Source organism: Cohnella herbarum, assembly GCF_012849095.1.
GTDB classification, from domain to species: domain Bacteria; phylum Bacillota; class Bacilli; order Paenibacillales; family Paenibacillaceae; genus Cohnella; species Cohnella herbarum.
On sequence record NZ_CP051680.1, the window covers coordinates 7,729,699 to 7,746,314 of the forward strand.

General features: G+C 51.3%; 7 protein-coding genes. 4 read left to right on the forward strand and 3 right to left on the reverse strand.

All coding sequences use genetic code 11. From position 1 onward, the window contains the following. Nucleotides 1-56: 56 nt before the first annotated feature. The 3 genes from HH215_RS32415 to HH215_RS32425 form a co-directional block, all read right to left on the reverse strand. On the reverse strand, nt 57-1,313 hold the full coding sequence (locus tag HH215_RS32415; RefSeq protein ID WP_169283664.1) for an NAD(P)-binding domain-containing protein: 1,257 nt from the start codon (nt 1,311-1,313) through the stop codon (nt 57-59). 72 nt (nt 1,314-1,385) lie between these two features. Continuing rightward, on the reverse strand, nt 1,386-2,891 hold the full coding sequence (locus HH215_RS32420) for a response regulator transcription factor (protein ID WP_169283665.1): 1,506 nt from the start codon (nt 2,889-2,891) through the stop codon (nt 1,386-1,388). After that, complete coding sequence (locus HH215_RS32425; RefSeq protein WP_169283666.1) at nt 2,888-4,627, reverse strand: cache domain-containing sensor histidine kinase; 1,740 nt, start codon at nt 4,625-4,627, stop codon at nt 2,888-2,890. The genes HH215_RS32420 and HH215_RS32425 overlap by 4 nt, the downstream gene beginning before the upstream one ends. A 182-nt stretch (nt 4,628-4,809) precedes the next feature. Here HH215_RS32425 and HH215_RS32430 point away from each other — a divergent pair, with 182 nt between their 5' ends. From HH215_RS32430 to HH215_RS32445, 4 genes are all read left to right on the forward strand, one after another. Then, on the forward strand, nt 4,810-6,153 hold the full coding sequence (locus tag HH215_RS32430; RefSeq protein ID WP_169283667.1) for an ABC transporter substrate-binding protein: 1,344 nt from the start codon (nt 4,810-4,812) through the stop codon (nt 6,151-6,153). Nucleotides 6,154-6,228: 75 nt separating this feature from the next. Then, nucleotides 6,229-7,161 carry a carbohydrate ABC transporter permease gene (locus HH215_RS32435; RefSeq protein WP_169283668.1) on the forward strand — a complete coding sequence of 311 codons (933 nt, stop codon included), beginning with the start codon at nt 6,229-6,231 and terminating at the stop codon, nt 7,159-7,161. Beyond that, nucleotides 7,158-7,967, forward strand: coding sequence for a carbohydrate ABC transporter permease (locus tag HH215_RS32440; RefSeq protein WP_254450294.1), 810 nt, complete (start codon nt 7,158-7,160; stop codon nt 7,965-7,967). The genes HH215_RS32435 and HH215_RS32440 overlap by 4 nt, the downstream gene beginning before the upstream one ends. A 132-nt stretch (nt 7,968-8,099) precedes the next feature. Next, complete coding sequence (locus tag HH215_RS32445) at nt 8,100-16,496, forward strand: NPCBM/NEW2 domain-containing protein (RefSeq protein WP_169283669.1); 8,397 nt, start codon at nt 8,100-8,102, stop codon at nt 16,494-16,496. Nucleotides 16,497-16,616: the final 120 nt, after the last annotated feature.

A 16,616-nucleotide genomic window follows, 5' to 3' on the forward strand; every position in this document is an offset into this window, starting at 1 on the left:
GGGAGCCGCTTGAGTCCGAATGGGACATCAAGCGGCTCCCGCCGTTTATGCTTGGCTTAACTAGATTGTTTAGAGATGTATTCCTGAAGTTGAATTCGCTGGTACAGCGGCAACGCGGACAGCATGCAGCCGTATTTGAAAGCCCCGTTATGACGTTCGATTCGAATAATTCGCGCGGTCATCGGAGGAAGCGCCGATTCCTGAAGGAAGTGAAGGACGATGAACATGTCCTTCTCGAGCGGGAAATCCGATTCGATCTGGATACCGTCCTCGGAGAGATCGCGCAGGTAACCATTAACGGATTGCCCGTGGAATCCGCCGTCGCCTTCCCATTGGTAAATAGACATCATGAGCGGGATATCCAGCGGCAAACGGATTTTGCGGCGCCGTTCGGCAAGCTTGCTCTCCGGTACGGATGGGGAAGCGGGAGCGCCGATTTTCTTGCCGATCCATTTCTCGTAAACTTGAGCAAGCGCGGATAGATCCGACTCGCCGTAACCGGCGGCTTCACCGAGCTGGAACATGCCTTGGGCGGCTTCCAGCATGGGAGAGGTGACTCCGAGATTGTCCGTAAGGACGGAGGAGAGACGAAGATCCTTCAGCATTAGCGCAAGCGAGAATTGCACGCTGTACTCGCTATCTATGATCTTCTTGCCCTTCAGGTCTGCCTGTTTGCTTGCGGCACCGCCCCCTTGAACGATCCGCAGGAACGAGGAAGCATCGATATTGCTCTTAGCCGCGATCGCCATGCCCTCGATCAATCCGGCGGCATTAATGCCGACGATCGTATTGTGGGCAAGCTTGGCGGTTGCTCCGTTCCCGCTATCTCCCATATAAATAATTTCCCGACCCATGGCGAGCAATATATCCTGATGATCGGCGATCGTCATCTTGTCTCCGCCGGCCATGAACAGCAACGTTCCGTCTACCGCCGCGGGCCTGCTGCCGGTAACGGGAGCGTCTATGAAATCGCAGAACCGATCGGCAACCTCGGAAGCGAGTCGCCTAGCTAGCGCCGGCGATATCGTGCTGCTATCGATAAGGGTCGTCCCGGGCTTGATCTCTTTGAGTAGCCCGTTTTCCCCGAAATAAACCTCTTCGATCGCTTGGTCGTTGCTGATCATCGTAATGACGACGTCCACTCGCTTAGCGACTTCCAGAGGAGTAGGGGCCTCGTCCGCTCCCAAATCCACCAGTTGCCGTGCTTTTCCCGGAGTGCGGTTATACACGAGCACGGAATAACCTTTGCGTATTAGGTTGGCGGCCATAGGCTCGCCCATCGTGCCGAGTCCGATAAATCCGATTGATTTCATCTGATCTCTCCTTGTTCGTCGCATTCGCGTATTTCGCATCATTCCCGATTTCGGTTTGACCGTATAGGTCTATTATCCGTTTCTTTCTCGAATTTCGGAAGGGTAACATTGGAAATGTTCAAGAAATAATTTGGTAAAATGTCGAGAACTGAAATATCCGACGGCTTGGGCGACATCTTGAACCTTAAACTCGGATTTCGTTAAGAGAAGCTCTTTGGCTTTCAGCATACGGGTATTCGTTAAATATTTGACAAAGGTGACGCCATTCCTTTTATGGAATAGCGTACTTAAATAGTTGGGAGTCACGTTGAATTCTCCCGCTAACGTCCCGATGCCTATTTCCTCCATATAATGTTTATCGACGTATTCGATTACGCGTTGAATAACATCCGTTTTATCCATAGGCGAATTCAGATTGGAGTCCGTCAGCAAATCTTCTCCTTGACGTTGCAGTGCCTGGTACCAGTCCGGTGCGGACATCCCTTCGTGAACCGGCGAATGAATGGCCTTCGCGAGAAACCGGCAAACGTGTTTAAGCTTATCGCGACTCTCGAATAGATCCCGCATGTCATGTTTCTTCATCGTGGCGACTTTCTTCAGGTAGCTTACATAATCCTTACGGTGGTACAGGTTGATCAATTGAACGAGATGTTCGCAGAATTCAAAGACATTCGATTTACCGACAACGGCAGCGGCACGTAATGCGGCAATAGACAAAACTTCGGAACTAACGGGAAACAAAACCCGGAGCGGAGCTAAAGCATGGATTTCCTCCATCTCGCGCAGCAGATTTAGCACATCCTCGCAATCGTTCGTCCGCAATACGTGAATGGAAGATCCCGGTTCCCGGTTAACGATGGACAACGCTTGTCTCTCGATGCTAGAAATCAAGGGTATATGAGCAGGCGAACCCGTAACGGGAAAAGCCCAGAAGCAAGATATCGTTTCGCTACGCAGGCTTACGATTCCGCTTCGAACTTCTTTGAACTCGGGTTGTTTGACAATCGCCTGTTGAATCTCTTGCGCCAACTTCTGCATAAGATCCGAGGATCCCGGTTTCAAGTCGGTTTTGTTCAAGTAAAGCGTTAAGCCCGTTAAACGATATCCCTGATAGGAGGATTCGCGGGAATCGATGGCTTCCGAGCTCGATTTGCGAAGCTGGGTCGTTAGCCAATGCTCGAATTCGCAGTTCAAGTAATAGGCGGTTTTGTTCTGCTCTTGGATAGCCATGCGGACGCATTTCTCCAATTCCTCGGGTTCCGCCGGTTTAAGTAAATAATTGCTGGTACCCAACCGGATGGCTTCTTGAGCGTATTTGAATTCGGAGAACCCGGTGACGATTACCCAACTCGCGTCCGGCGCGAATCGTTTTCCTTCGCGGATCGCTTCAAGCCCGTCCATCTTGGGCATACGGATATCGACGAAGATCAGATCCGGGGACGAGGACTTGACCAGCTTTAATAATTCTTCGCCGTTCCGGGCTTCGCCGACGATTCGAATCGGAATATTCAACTCTTCAAGCATGCTTCTTAGACTGGAACGTACTAATCTTTCGTCATCGGCAAGAATTACGTTCATAGCTCTATCACTCCTAGCGGGATCTTGATGGTAATTGTCGTTCCGGTTCCGGGACGGCTTTCGATATGGAAGGTGGAATCCGGATAATTCATCTGAAGCCTAGCCATAACGTTAACAAGTCCGATCTGAGTCTCATTGAATGGAATTCGAGAATCGAAACCTACGCCATCGTCCGAGACGGCGATTCGAACGATTCTAACCCCGTTTTCTTGGATCGCGGCAGCGGTAATCGAGACGGAGTTATTTTTATCGTCGGGTTCGATGCCGTGTATAATCGCGTTCTCGACAAGCGGTTGAATAAGCATTTTCGGCAAGGAGACGTTAGACAACTCTTCATCGAAATGGATCCTCGCAGTCAATTTTTCTTGAAAGCGGACTTGTTGCAAAAGACAATATTTCTCCAGAAATTGAAACTCCCTTTCGATCGTCGTATGCTGGTTATCCTCCAAGCTATATCGCATCATCGTGCTAAGGGACAAGATCGCGGTTTCTAATTTCTTCGTCTGTCCCTCGCGGTTCAAACCGATAAAACCGTTTAAAGTGTTATATAGAAAATGGGGCTGAATTTGCGATTGAAGAGCGCGGAATTCGGCGTTCTGCTGAGCGAGCTTGGAACGGAACTCTTGATTGATTAGTTCGTCCAGGCGCGAGATCATGTTGTTCAGAGAGATGCCTAACTGCGCGATCTCATCCCGGCCTCTAGTCAAGAACCGTTCTGACATGTCGCCTTTTTTGACTTTATTCATGATGTGGTTCATTTTCTTGAACGGTTTAACGATCCAACGCGAGAAGTATACGAATACTCCGAACGTAACGAGAAGCGCTCCCGCCGATAGCAGGAAAGCGATAATATAGATCCACTGGACCTTGGATTTAAGCTCGTCATTCGAGAGGAACACGACGATCTTCCAATTCGATGAGCTTATGTTCCTCGAAACTCCGTTGTAGGATGCGCTTTCATAAACGTCCTTCGATTTGAAACTCGCCAACCCGGCTTGCAGTTCACCCGGCAACTCGTGATTGGAATAGAGCACGTTCTGATTCTCGTCCAGGATAACGACCGTCGAGGAGACGTTAAACGTGATGTCTTTCGTAATCTTCTCCAGAATTTTCTTATCGGCATCCGCCAAAATGACGGCAAGGGGCTGCCGGGTGTCGGGATCCTTAATTAGCCGGGCAACGGAAAATACCTGCTGCGCTTCGCTGTTGATCAGATAATTCTGCGTATGCGCGCTTGTAAATACGGCTTTCCCGTTCGCCTGCAAAGCATCTTTGTACCAGTCTTCTTCCTGGAAAGCAAAGTCTTCTTTTACGCCGATCCGATAGTCCTTGCTCGTTAAATACGCGGGTCCGGTATTCGGAATGATTATCGTGCTTAGAATGTCCGGCCGGGTATTGATCAAGTAGTTCGGCAGCGTTCCCGTCAATGCCCGATCGGTCTTCAAGCGCGTATATGCGTTAGCGGTTTGATAGCGGTGGTTAGCTTTAAGCTTTAAGGCGGTCATGACGTCGTCGCTCAGGTAAGGAGAGGTCGACAGCCGATCGAGATCGTCCAAGTAGGTTTCGATATTCCGCGAAAGCGCATTCAAAGTTCCGCTCGTAAGTTTCTGGGTTTCGCTAGAAAGCAGCCCTTGGATATAATAGGGTAGCGCAAACGCAGAGATGATAAAGGGCGTTACGATGAAAACAAGGTAGAGTATCGTTAACTTGAAGCGAAGCGTCTGAAATAACCTCATTCAGCATCGTCCTTTCTTATTATTAAACATAGCTTCCGGAAACGATAGGGTCAATATGCAACGGCTACAGTGTAGAAAAGAGCGCTTTCATCGTAGAATTGGATCATTATGAAGCGGTCCCGGAATGATTATGATTAGTTCGTGAGGTGCACTGCTCACATTAACCACTTAGGGGGATATACATGAAAAGATCAAAATGGCTTCTGCTCGCTTTCACGCTTTTGCTGACTTGGACGTTAGCGGCATGCGGTTCCAACAACAACGACAAGGCGTCGAATCCGCCTAGCGCTTCGGCCAACGCCAGCGAATCTCCGAGCGAATCTCCAAGCGCTTCCGCATCGGATAAGCCCGACGAGAAACAAGTCACTTTAAACGTTACGACGAACATTAACGATCAGCAAGCGAAAGTACTGGAGGAAATCGCTAGAGCTTTCGAACAGGAGAATCCGAACATCAAGGTCGAGTTTTCCGCTCCGGGCGCCGAATACGAGAATATCATGAAGGTGAAAATGGCGTCCAACTCGATGCCTGACGTGTTCTCCACGCACGGATGGTCCAAAATCCGTTATGCCGACTATTTGGCGGATTTGAAAGACGAAGCATGGGTAGGACAAATCGACGATGCTATCAAACCGGCGGTAACGGACGAAGCGGGCAAAGTTTACGTGCTTCCGATGGATCAGGACAAATCCGGCCCGGTCTACAATGCGGATGTATTGGAGAAATACGGCATCGCGGTACCGACGACTTGGGATGAAATGATGCAAGCCGCCGAAACGATCAAAACGAAAAGCAACGGGGAAGTGACCGCATTCCATATCGGCGGCGCGGATTCGTGGCCGATCGGTCAATTTTTCGACTTCTTCGCGACGCCGGCGTTCATTAGCGCCGCGGACAACAATGCGAGCCAATTCCTGGACGGTACTTTCGATTGGGCTCAATTCGACAAGCTGCCGCAAATGTTCCTTGATCTGCAGACGAAAGGATATCTGAATAAGGATGTTCTGACCGCGAAATACACCGATTCCGCGAAAGCTTTCGCGGAAGGCAAAGCCGCCTTCGGTATTTACGGCCCGTATTTGATTGACGAAGCGAGGAAAATCAATCCGAATCTTAAAGGCGGCCTCATGCCGATTCCATCGATCGCCGCTGGCGACCAACCTACGTTGGCGGGTGGGGAGAAATCGACTTGGGGCGTATGGAAAGATTCCCCGAATATCGATGCGGCCAAGAAACTCGTCGCTTTCTATGCTAAGCCGGAGAATATCGCCAAAGTCGCGACTTCGCAAATCCTGCCGCCGGGGTTGAAAGGCGTTACGATCGATGCCGGCGATTTGACCGACGACTTCGAGCAATACAAAGACCTCCGCGTCATTCCGTACTTCGACCGCGTCTACCTGCCTAACGGAATGTGGGACGTTATGTGCAAGAACGGCCAAGATTTACTGGCCGGCGGGATCACGGTACGCGAATATTCGGAGAACATGAAGCAAGAGTACGAGCGCCTTCGTTCGGCTCAGCAATAGACAATCGGATAGCCCGTTGGCAATCGCTTGCCGCGGGCTATCTCCCTCAATAGATGGATAGGAGGAGAAGAGATCATGCCGTCCTCGCAACCGTACCGCAACTCACAAACGACGGCCAAAGCCGGCTTTATACGTAAGTACTTTCAATCGGCTTCCGCGCTCAATCTCATGTATTTGCCGGCGCTCTTACTGTTCGGGGTGTTTATTCTGTACCCGCTTGCCAAAGGCGTCCAGATCTCGTTCACGAATTGGGACGGTTATTCGCAGCATTACGCTTCGGCAGGCTTGAAGAAATACTCGCAAATGTTCAACGACAAGAAAATCATAACTACGTTCAAGAACACGTTAATCTACGGTATCGGAAGCACTGTTTTGCAAAACTTGCTCGGACTCGCTTACGCTCTGTTCCTGGATCGAAAAATTCGCGGTTTAGGCTTCGCTCGAACGGTCGTCTATATGCCGGTCATCATAAGCCCGCTGATCATGGGATATATTTTTTACTTCATCTTTCAATACGACGGCGGCGCTCTGAACGACTTGGTAGCTTTGTTCGGCCAAGAAACCGTCGACTGGCTGTCCAGCGGTCCGCGGGCCGTTTGGATCATCACCTTCATCAATACTTATCAATACATGGGAATCGCCATGATTATTTACTTGGGCGGATTGCAGTCCATCTCCAAGGAGTATTACGAAGCCGCTCAAATGGAAGGAGCCAGGTGGTGGTCCCAATTCGCTAACGTGACTTGGCCGCTATTAGCCCCTGCGATTACGGTGAACATCGTCCTGAACATCATCGGAGGACTGAAGCTGTTCGACGTTGTCGTTGCGTTAACGAACGGAGGACCCGGATACGCCTCTCAATCGCTATCGACGATGATGTACAACTTGTATTTCGCCAGGCAGGACGCAGGGTATGCCGCCGCACTCGGGAACGTGATGTTCTTGTTCATCAGCATCCTTAGCTTAACCGTTCTGTTCATCTTGCGCAGAAGGGAAGTGCGCATGTGAGCAAGGTCATAAGCCGTCTTATTCTGTTGCTGATCTGTATCGTTCATCTCGTTCCCTTCTATTTGCTGCTTAACATGTCGTTTAAGCCGTTAACGGATACGAGCAGCAAGTGGCAACCCGCAGCCGCGATGTCCTTGGACAACTTCTCGAGCGCTTGGAACGAAGCTCATCTGTCCCGCGCGCTTACGAGCAATCTGATCATTACCGTTTGCTCTATCGTGCTCGTCGTCCTGATCGGTTCGTTCGCCGCTTATCCGTTGGCCCGCCACCGAACGAAATGGAACAATTTCGTCTACATGCTTAGCATTTCTTGTTTAATTGTCCCGGGTCTTACGATTTTGGTTCCGCTCTACAAATTCATGGTGGATATCGGGGGCATGAACCAATACTGGGCGATCATACTCGTTCAAGTCACCTTCGCTCTGCCGTTGACGATCTTCTTGATGACCGGATTCATGGGGACGGTTCCGAAGGAATTGGATGAAGCGGCTTTGATCGATGGTTGCAGCCGGTATTCCATCTTCTTGAGAATCATTATGCCGCTATTAAAGCCGATCATCGCTACGATCGTTATCGTATTAGGCGTGCAAATATGGAACGATTATCAATTCTCGGTATTTTTCCTTCAGAAACCCGAAGTGAAGACGATTCCGGTCGCGCTTTCGGGGTTCATTACGCAGTATCATAGCAACATTAACTGGGTGGCGGCAGGCTGTCTCGTCGCTATGCTTCCCATGACGATCGCGTACTTGCTGCTGCAGAAATATTTCATTAAGGGAATGGCCGATGGGGCGGTAAAAGGTTAATTCAACGCATGGTAACAGGCTTAAGCAAACCGTGGACGGAAATCCATTCTCTTCGCGGTTTTGTTTTAGCACGTTCCCATCCCCGCTCTCCCTTTAAGAAAGCGCTTCCAAAAACTGTTAGGGGGAATAAAAATGAAAAAAACAACCTTGCTCTTGTTGGCTTTCCTTCTCGTCTTCACGGGGACGATCCAATGGGCGCCTTCGGGGAAGGTTCAGGCAGCCGGAACCGAAACGACCGTGTTCTTGAGCGATCTGAACTGGGTATCCGAGACTTCCGGCTGGGCAGGCAAGCCTAGTCAGAAAGACAAGAACGTGAATGGGGGGGCAATCAAGCTAGCCGATGGGAACACGTACGCTAAGGGGATTGGTACGCATGCGAACTCGGAAATCGTGTATCAATTAAATGGCGGCTTTAACAAATTCCTGGCCGTCGCCGGTTTGGATAACAGTAAAAAAACAGGAACCGTTACGTTTAGCGTGTATGGGGATAACTTAGAGTTATTCAATAGCGGTAAGCTGTCAGGAAACAACCACAAAGCGCCGGTGGATATCAATGTTTCCGGCGTTCAAACATTGAAGCTATTAGCAACGGACAGCGGCGATGGCAATTCCAACGATTGGGCGAACTGGGCCGATGCTCGGTTGGTTCAGGTTCAGACCGCAGCTACGATGCTGTCGGAAATTCGGGTGAACGACATTCCGATTCCCGGATTCGTTCAAGAAAACTTAAGTTATGATATCGAAGTCGAAGAGGGTGCGCCAGTTCCGGTAATTACGGCTTCGGCGATAGACTCGAACGCGAGCGTGGTCGTGCAGCCTGCCGCCTCTATTCCCGGAACGACGTCCATTAGGGTCACGAACGGGGCGGAAGTGTCGGTGTACAAGGTGCAGTTCAAGCTTAAGAATATCGTCTTCTTAAGCGATTTGAACTGGACTTCGGCGACGAGCGGGTGGAAGACGGTGCAGAAGGATTTTAGTGTTGGTGGCACGGCATTGACTTTAGGCGGAATAACTTATGCCAAAGGACTTGGAACGAATGCCAACTCGGTCATTAAGTACGATCTGGGCGGTCAATATAGCCGATTCCAGTCTTATGTCGGCATAGGCAGAACGGATACTCCTGTATCAACGATAGAGTTTATAGTGAAATGCGATGGACGGGTCTGTTATTCCAGCGGCGTGATATCGGGCGATTTTCCGCACGTTCAGCGAATCGACATTTCGATCGAGGGCGTGAACGCTCTCGAGCTGATATTGACGGACGCTGGCGATACGAACAACTCCGACTGGGGCAACTGGGCGGATGCCAGATTGGTCAAAGGGGATTCCACGGGGACGCTGTTAAGCGGTATCGAGGTGAATTCCGTTCCGCTCGCTGGATTTCAGCGGGGGCTCAAGGACTACGACATGGAGCTGCCAATTGGCACGGTAACTGTTCCTTCGGTGAGCGCGATTCAGGAGGATCCGGCGGCCGCCGTGACGATAATTCCCGCGGCTTCGCTTCCCGGGACGACCGAAATTCAAGTTACTAAAGGCAGCCATACGACCATTTACAAAGTACATTTTACGGTGAAGGATCCTGGCTTGGACAGCGTGGAGCTGAGGGGAGACAAGATCGAGATCAATCCGTTGTTGAATCCCGGCGAAGTCGTGCAATTGGCGGTAATCGCGAAGAATGGCGATGGCAGCATGCTCGACCTGTCGGCTCCGGGTGTTCAAGTTGAATACTCGATTCAATCTACTTACAAGAGCAGCGAGGCCGAAGTGGCCACAATCGATACGAACGGGGTCGTTCATCCGGCCAAAGACGCTTCCGGGCATTGGGTAGGCGGCGTCGCGAAAGCGAAAGTGAAGGTTACGGCGAATGGCAAATCGAAGGAAGATACGATGAACGTCGTCGTTCGTCCGTTCTACCTCGATTACAGCAAGACGCTCGTCATGAAATATTTTATGGGCCGAGACGGTACTCCGAGCTTAACGTTCGAGCAGGCTCTTGAAGCGACGAAGAAAATCGACAGCTTGACGAGAGGAATTCCGAAAGTCGTGTATTTGGTAGGTTGGCAGTTCGAGGGCCATGACTCGAAATATCCTTCTTGGGGAGAAGTCAACGTTCGATTGAAGAGACCGCAGGACGCAACGGCGGAGGATAGTTTAATCTGGATAATGGAAGAGGCCAAGAAATACAATACGACGATCAGCTTGCATATGAACATGACGACCGCTTTCCCGGACAGTCCCTTGTGGGATACGTACGTCGCGGCCGATCTGATCGGTAAAGTCGGCGCGGCGGACGCCGGCACTTTTGACGGTCAAGTCGTTAAGGAAGGCGACTATACGATTTACGGGGGCAGCTATGCGATTTCTTACTTCCGGGATTGGAAATCCGGCTTGCTGCAGCAAAGAATTCAAGACCTGATCAAGCTGCTTCCTCCGTTAAAGGATGGGCAAACGATTCATACGGATGCGTTCCATTTGCTCATTCCGAGCTCTACGAATCCGACGAAAAAGAATTTAAAGCTGAGCGGGTGGCATCAAGCTCGCGAAGGCTACACGAATGCCGACGAAGTGAAGACGATGAGGAAAATTTATCAATACTGGCGCGAGCAGGGCTTCGACCTGACTTCCGAATTCGTGGATAGCTATAGAGTAGCGGACGGAGTTACGGAAACGTTCGTCGGTCTTCAGCCGATGGCGTGGCACTTCAGAGGAGTCGGCGCTTCGAAAGAATGGTCGCTGAACGTACCGGCAAGCTTGTATACGGGCGGGGACGGACAGGATGCGCGATATGGCTTTTCCATGCTCGGCGAAGGCCGGGTGAAGGAGAACAATCTGACGGCGCTTAACGGCTTCCTTCAGGATTTCGCTTTGAACACGCTGCCGTGGTACTATTTGAACCGTTTGCAAAGGTTATCCGACGACGGGGTCACCGTTCAATTTTCGAACGATGTTCAAAGTTATATGGATGGGGACAAAGTGACGATCAAGCAAGGGAATAAGGTGCTCAGAAGCGGAGACGACGTCTTCATTCCCGCGCTATGGTCGCAATCGGACAAAGAAATCATCGCTTACAGTAAAGCCGGGTATACGAATAAGGAATGGTCGTTGCCGAGCGAATGGGCGAATATTTCGGGCGTAGATATCTATAAGGTGACGGTCTCGGGACTGGTTGCGGAGCTTAGCAATGTAGCCGTTATTGATGGAAAGCTAACATTGACGCTCGCCGCGGACAGCGGAGTGTCGATCGTCCCGGCCGGCACGGACGTAAACGCGGTAGCGGGAATCGCGCTCGACAAGGAGCATGCGACGATACTGAAAGACGAAGTTCTTCAATTAAACGCTACCGTTCAGCCGATTCAGGCCATTAACCGCGGCGTGGAATGGGAGTCGAGCGATCCCGCGATCGCAACCGTCGATCAAACGGGGAAAGTGACGGGCATCGCTCACGGAACGGCGTTAATTACGGTGACTACGGACGACGGCAAGTATAGCCGGAATTCGGTCGTGCAGGTGGCGCCGCCTCAGGTCGAGCCGCCGAAATCGAACGTGCCTTCCAAGGTATACTACGAAGCGAAGACGATCGCGTTAACATCGGCTACTCCGGGCGCCTCTATCTATTATACGATTGGCGGAGCCGAGCCGAGCGCCAGCAGTACGTTATACACCGCTCCAATCGCTCTTCAACCGGGCATCAGCGTCATTCGAGCGATTGCGGTCAAAGACGGAATGAGCGTCAGCGACGTCGGTTCGTACGCTTACAATATCCAGCTTCCATCGGATACGGCTGCGTCGGTCGCTGCGGGCATTACGACGATCGCGGCTCCCGAAGTCAACGCGACGACGTTAACATTGCCGACCGTTCCGCCCGGATTTACGGTCGCCATCAAGAGCACGAACCGTCCGGACGTGATCGCGTCAGACAGAACGATCGTGCCTCCAAGCGCGGCTACGACCGTCGCGCTCGTGTTGGAAGTAACGCGTATATCCGACGGCACGAAAGCGGATACGATTAGTATAAGCGTGGTCGTTCCCGCGTTCTTGAAGAAGGTTACGCTGCAGTCGTCTAACGCCTTGCTGAGGAATACGTTCCAGTGGGCGACAGGTCAAGCGCTTCAGTTCGTTCAGACGGGCAAATCGGGTCCGGTTAACGTGAATAATAACGCCGGTCAAGCGGGACCGTTTACGTACATTCCATCTTATTGGGCGGGATATAAACACCGGACCGCGTTCTATAGCCGAGACTTCGTCCATCAATCGGCGGGAGCTCATATGATAGGGCTCGACAATGAAAACTTCAGCATGTTCCGAACATTCGCCAAAGGCATGACGGAGGCAAGGAAGTGGTACACCCTATGGGCGTATAACTTCGACGGCTCCAACTATACGATCGATTGGAAGAGCGACACCAACTTCGTGCGGGAGGTGCCGGCGCAGTTCGAGTTGGTAGAGAAAGCTTATAAGCAATACCTCTGGACGGGTAACGAGGCTTATATCAACGATCCGGATCTATGGAATTTTTATACGAAAGTCATGACGGACTATATCACGGCGCACGATACGAACGGCAACGGCGTCGCCGAGGGAACGGGCAAGGGGATTTTCGCGGGAGCGGCGAGCTATAACGAGCGAAGCGGCGAAACGATTATCGAAGCCGGCGACGCGATCGCTTCCCAGTATCAAGCAACCTTAGCTTACGCGAACATGTTGAAAGCCAAAGGAATGGAAGCAGAGGCGGCAGCGATGTTCGAGAAAGCGCAAAATTTGAAAGACTATTTTAACGAGGATTGGAGCGTCAAGGCTGGGGACGAATCAGGTAACTATGCTCGAGCGCTCAATATCGACAAAGTAACGAAGTATACCGATTTCGGCAAAGAGAACAGTTGGTTTATGCCAATGAAGCTCATTACCGAACCGGGGCAAAAGAATAGCAATTACTTGGACTATATTTCCGGTCAGATCGGCGACGGCTTGAAATACGCGAGTCCCGACTCGAAAGCAACGTTGGATAAGCCGAATTCACCGGCTAACATCGAGGCGTATTCCTACTTGCCCGATACGTTCTATCCTTACAATCGGGTGAACGAAGGTTGGAAATGGCTCAAGTTCCTGATGCAGACGAAGGACTATAGACATGAGCAATTTAGCAGAGGAACGTTGACGAACGGGGAATATCCGGAAATTTCCTATACGATCATCGGCAACGTCATCGAAGGATTGATGGGAATCGAACCGAACGCGCCCCAGCATTCAGTCGTTACGGCGCCAAGGTTAGCGAGTGAAGTGCCCGATGTTAAGGTGAACTTCCTCCCGATTGGGAGCAATGAAATCGCGGTTGCCCATACGGGAAATACGAAGACGGAGATGCGAAACATTAGCGGCACGCAATCGCTCACGTGGGAAGCTCGCTTCTACGGAGAGTATCCGGTCATAAGCCTTGACGGAACCCATCATCCCGCAAGCTTTAAGACTGTAAACGGGGTTAAGGTAAGTTATGTTACGACAACGGTTGCGGTAGGAGCGACGGTCGTAGCCGAGGCGCTGTCGGTAGGTACGGCGGATAAAGAGGCAACTCCAGAGAGCGACAAGGCATCGGACTCCTATAACTCTACGATAACCGTAACTTTAACGACTCCGTCCGCCGATGCGAAAATTTATTACACGCTTGACGGCACGAAACCGACGAGAGATTCGAACCTGTACTCGGGCGCGTTCGTCATTCAACGGTCGGCTATGCTAAAAACGTTTGCCGCTAGCGAAAGTAAGTTGGATAGCGACGTTGCGACGTATGAGTATTCGATTACGGCATCGACGGTGGAAAGTCCGATTTCGAGCACTGCGGCCGGTACGTATCATACGCCGATTTCGGTTGAACTGAGCTCGGCAACGGAAAATTCGTTCATTTATTACACGACGAACGGAACTACGCCGACCAAAAACAGTACGAAATACGTAGCTCCAATAGAGCTTGACCGTAATACTACGTTAAAAGCGATTGCGTATAGAGATGGTTGGGTGGACAGCACGATGGCGACCTTCGATTTCTTGATCGATCTGCCTAAAGCCGATTCGCCGTCGGCCAGCAAAACTTCAGGATTTTACGATAAGCCGATGCAAGTTACGTTGACCTCCGAGTTGGAGGACGCTTCAATCTACTATACGACGAACGGCGATGTTCCGACGAAGAACAGTACGCTTTATGCCGGGGCAATCAACATTACTGAATCGACTGCATTAAAAGCGATTGTCGTTAAGAACGGCTACACGGCAAGCGATGTCTCAACGTTCGTATATCGCATCTTAGTAGGTGAACTCCCGTCACCTGCAAGCGGCCCGGCCTATTTATCCGATATGGTCTGGTTAAGCGCAACAAGCGGTTGGGCAGATCACCCGCCGTTGAAGGATCGTGCCATTAATAGCTTGAATACGCCGATCAAAATCAACGGGAAGACTTACGCCAAAGGGATCGGAACCCATGCGTCATCCACTATTAAGTATAATATTGGCGGAGGATACGGGCTGTTCAAAGCCGTCATCGGAATCGACGACGTGAAGAATACGACAGGCTCGGCCAGCACGATGTGGTTCGAGGTGTTAGGAGACGGCTTCTCATTGTACAAGAGCCCGACCTTGGAAGCCTTAAATGGTCCCGCGGTAGGAATCCCGATCGAAGTGGACATCACGGGAGTCAACGAGTTGACGCTTATCGTCAGCGATGCGGGTACGCCGGTCGGCAATCCGACGAATAGCGACCACGCCGACTGGGCGGATGCGCAAATTTTCCCGCGAATCGACGATGACCCGCAGACGGCAGAGGAAATCGCGGCAACCATCACGACGATTGCCGCGCCAGCGAAGGACGCAACCGCGTTGACGTTGCCAAGCGTACCGAGCGGTTATACGGTGGCGATCAAGACGTCAAGTAACACAAATATTATCGCGCTTAACGGAATGATCGCGCCGCCAAACGTCGACATCACCTTGAATCTCGTACTGGAAGTAACGAGAACGAGCGACGGTTCGAAGGCGGAAACGGCAAGCATCGCCGTTGTCGTACCGGCGAAGAGCGTCGTTCCGCAGACGGCAGAGGAAATCGCGGCGACCATTACGACGATTGCCGCGCCAGCGAAAGATGCAACCGCGTTGACGCTGCCAAGCGTACCGAGCGGATATACTGTGGCGATCAAATCTTCGAGCAACACGGGAGTCGTAGCGCTTAACGGATTGATAGCGCCGCCAAGCGTCGATACGACCGTGAATCTCGTACTGGAAGTAACGAGAACGAGCGACGGTTCAAAGGCGGAAACGGCAAGCATCGCCGTTGTCATACCGGCGAAGAGCGTTTCGGATCCTGGCACGAATCCAGGCACAAATCCCGGCACAAATCCCGGCACGAGTCCGGGGTCAAGTCAGGGAGGCGGAAACGGCAATGCACCTTCGACTTATACGGTCAAAGATCAAGAATTAATAGTTCCTTCCAATAGAGATGAAGCGGTTATTAACGTGCCGGAGAGCGCAAAGTCGGTCATCGTACCGATTAAGAGCGCATCGCAATTGGGGCAAAACGAACTCGTCATTCGCATGGACGCGTTCTCGATCGGATTACCGGGCGCAATGCTCACGGAATGGTCCAGCCTAATGAACGAAGCAGATAGGCAAGACGCCAAGCTAGTTCTGAAGGTTGATCCGATTACCGATCGGATAGGCGGCTTGTTGAAGGGGCAGCAAGCTAACGGAGATGCAGAATGGAAAGTCGCCGGTGCGGCGTTCGACATCACTCTTGCACTTGTTAAGAAGGACGGAACGACGTTGCCGCTCAAGAAGTTCGACAAACCGATCGTCATTCGATTGAAGCTGAATTCTTCTTCGAATGCGGAACTCTCCGCAATCTACTATATTTCGGACGACGGGAAATTGACTTACATCGGAGGCACTCTCGAGAACGGGGAGTTGGTCGCGGAAGTTTCCCATTTCAGCCAATACGCGATTCTCGAGATGAAGAAGGCTTATACGGATGTGCCGTCAGGTCACTGGGCCGAAGCTGCGATTCAAGCGTTAGCCGCGAAACGTATCGTTCTCGGCACTTCCGACACGCAGTTCTCGCCAGCCCGATCCGTGACGAGAGCCGAATTCGCGGCAATGCTGGTAAGAGCGTTAGGATTGTCGGAGAAAGGAACATTATCGTTCGTTGACGTTGACGCTAAAGCTTGGTACGTGGATGCGATCACCATTGCAAGCAAGGCGGGAATTATCAATGGCAAAAGCGATAGCCTATTCGATCCGAACGGTTCGATCACGCGCGAAGAAATGACGGTTATGCTCATGCGCGCATGGGAGAAAAAGCATGCAAAGACGAATAACGCTTTTGCGTTACGCTATCAAGACCAATCGCAGATATCCGCTTGGGCTCTGGATTCCGTAAAAGCAGCTTCTGCTCTGAAGCTAGTTACTGGACACGGAGGCAAGTTCGCTCCATCCGGCAATTCCAGCCGAGCCGAAGCCGCTGCAGTCATCGATAGACTGCTGAAAAATTAATCATCGGAGTACGCAAACGATAATTTCAACCGGGTCGGAGATGAGGTCAGCCGTGAAGACGGCTGGCCTTGTTCCGCGATTCAGAAAGTATAAAATTTGCTATACTTTTCCGAATCGTCT

What these genes read in the sequence shown, in the direction of transcription:
- HH215_RS32415 (WP_169283664.1), bottom strand. Translation starts at nt 1,313, where the DNA reads ATGAAATCAATCGGATTTATCGGACTCGGCACGATGGGCGAGCCTATG.
- HH215_RS32445 (WP_169283669.1), top strand. Translation starts at nt 8,100, where the DNA reads ATGAAAAAAACAACCTTGCTCTTGTTGGCTTTCCTTCTCGTCTTCACG.
- HH215_RS32420 (WP_169283665.1), bottom strand. Translation starts at nt 2,891, where the DNA reads ATGAACGTAATTCTTGCCGATGACGAAAGATTAGTACGTTCCAGTCTA.
- HH215_RS32435 (WP_169283668.1), top strand. Translation starts at nt 6,229, where the DNA reads ATGCCGTCCTCGCAACCGTACCGCAACTCACAAACGACGGCCAAAGCC.
- HH215_RS32430 (WP_169283667.1), top strand. Translation starts at nt 4,810, where the DNA reads ATGAAAAGATCAAAATGGCTTCTGCTCGCTTTCACGCTTTTGCTGACT.
- HH215_RS32425 (WP_169283666.1), bottom strand. Translation starts at nt 4,627, where the DNA reads ATGAGGTTATTTCAGACGCTTCGCTTCAAGTTAACGATACTCTACCTT.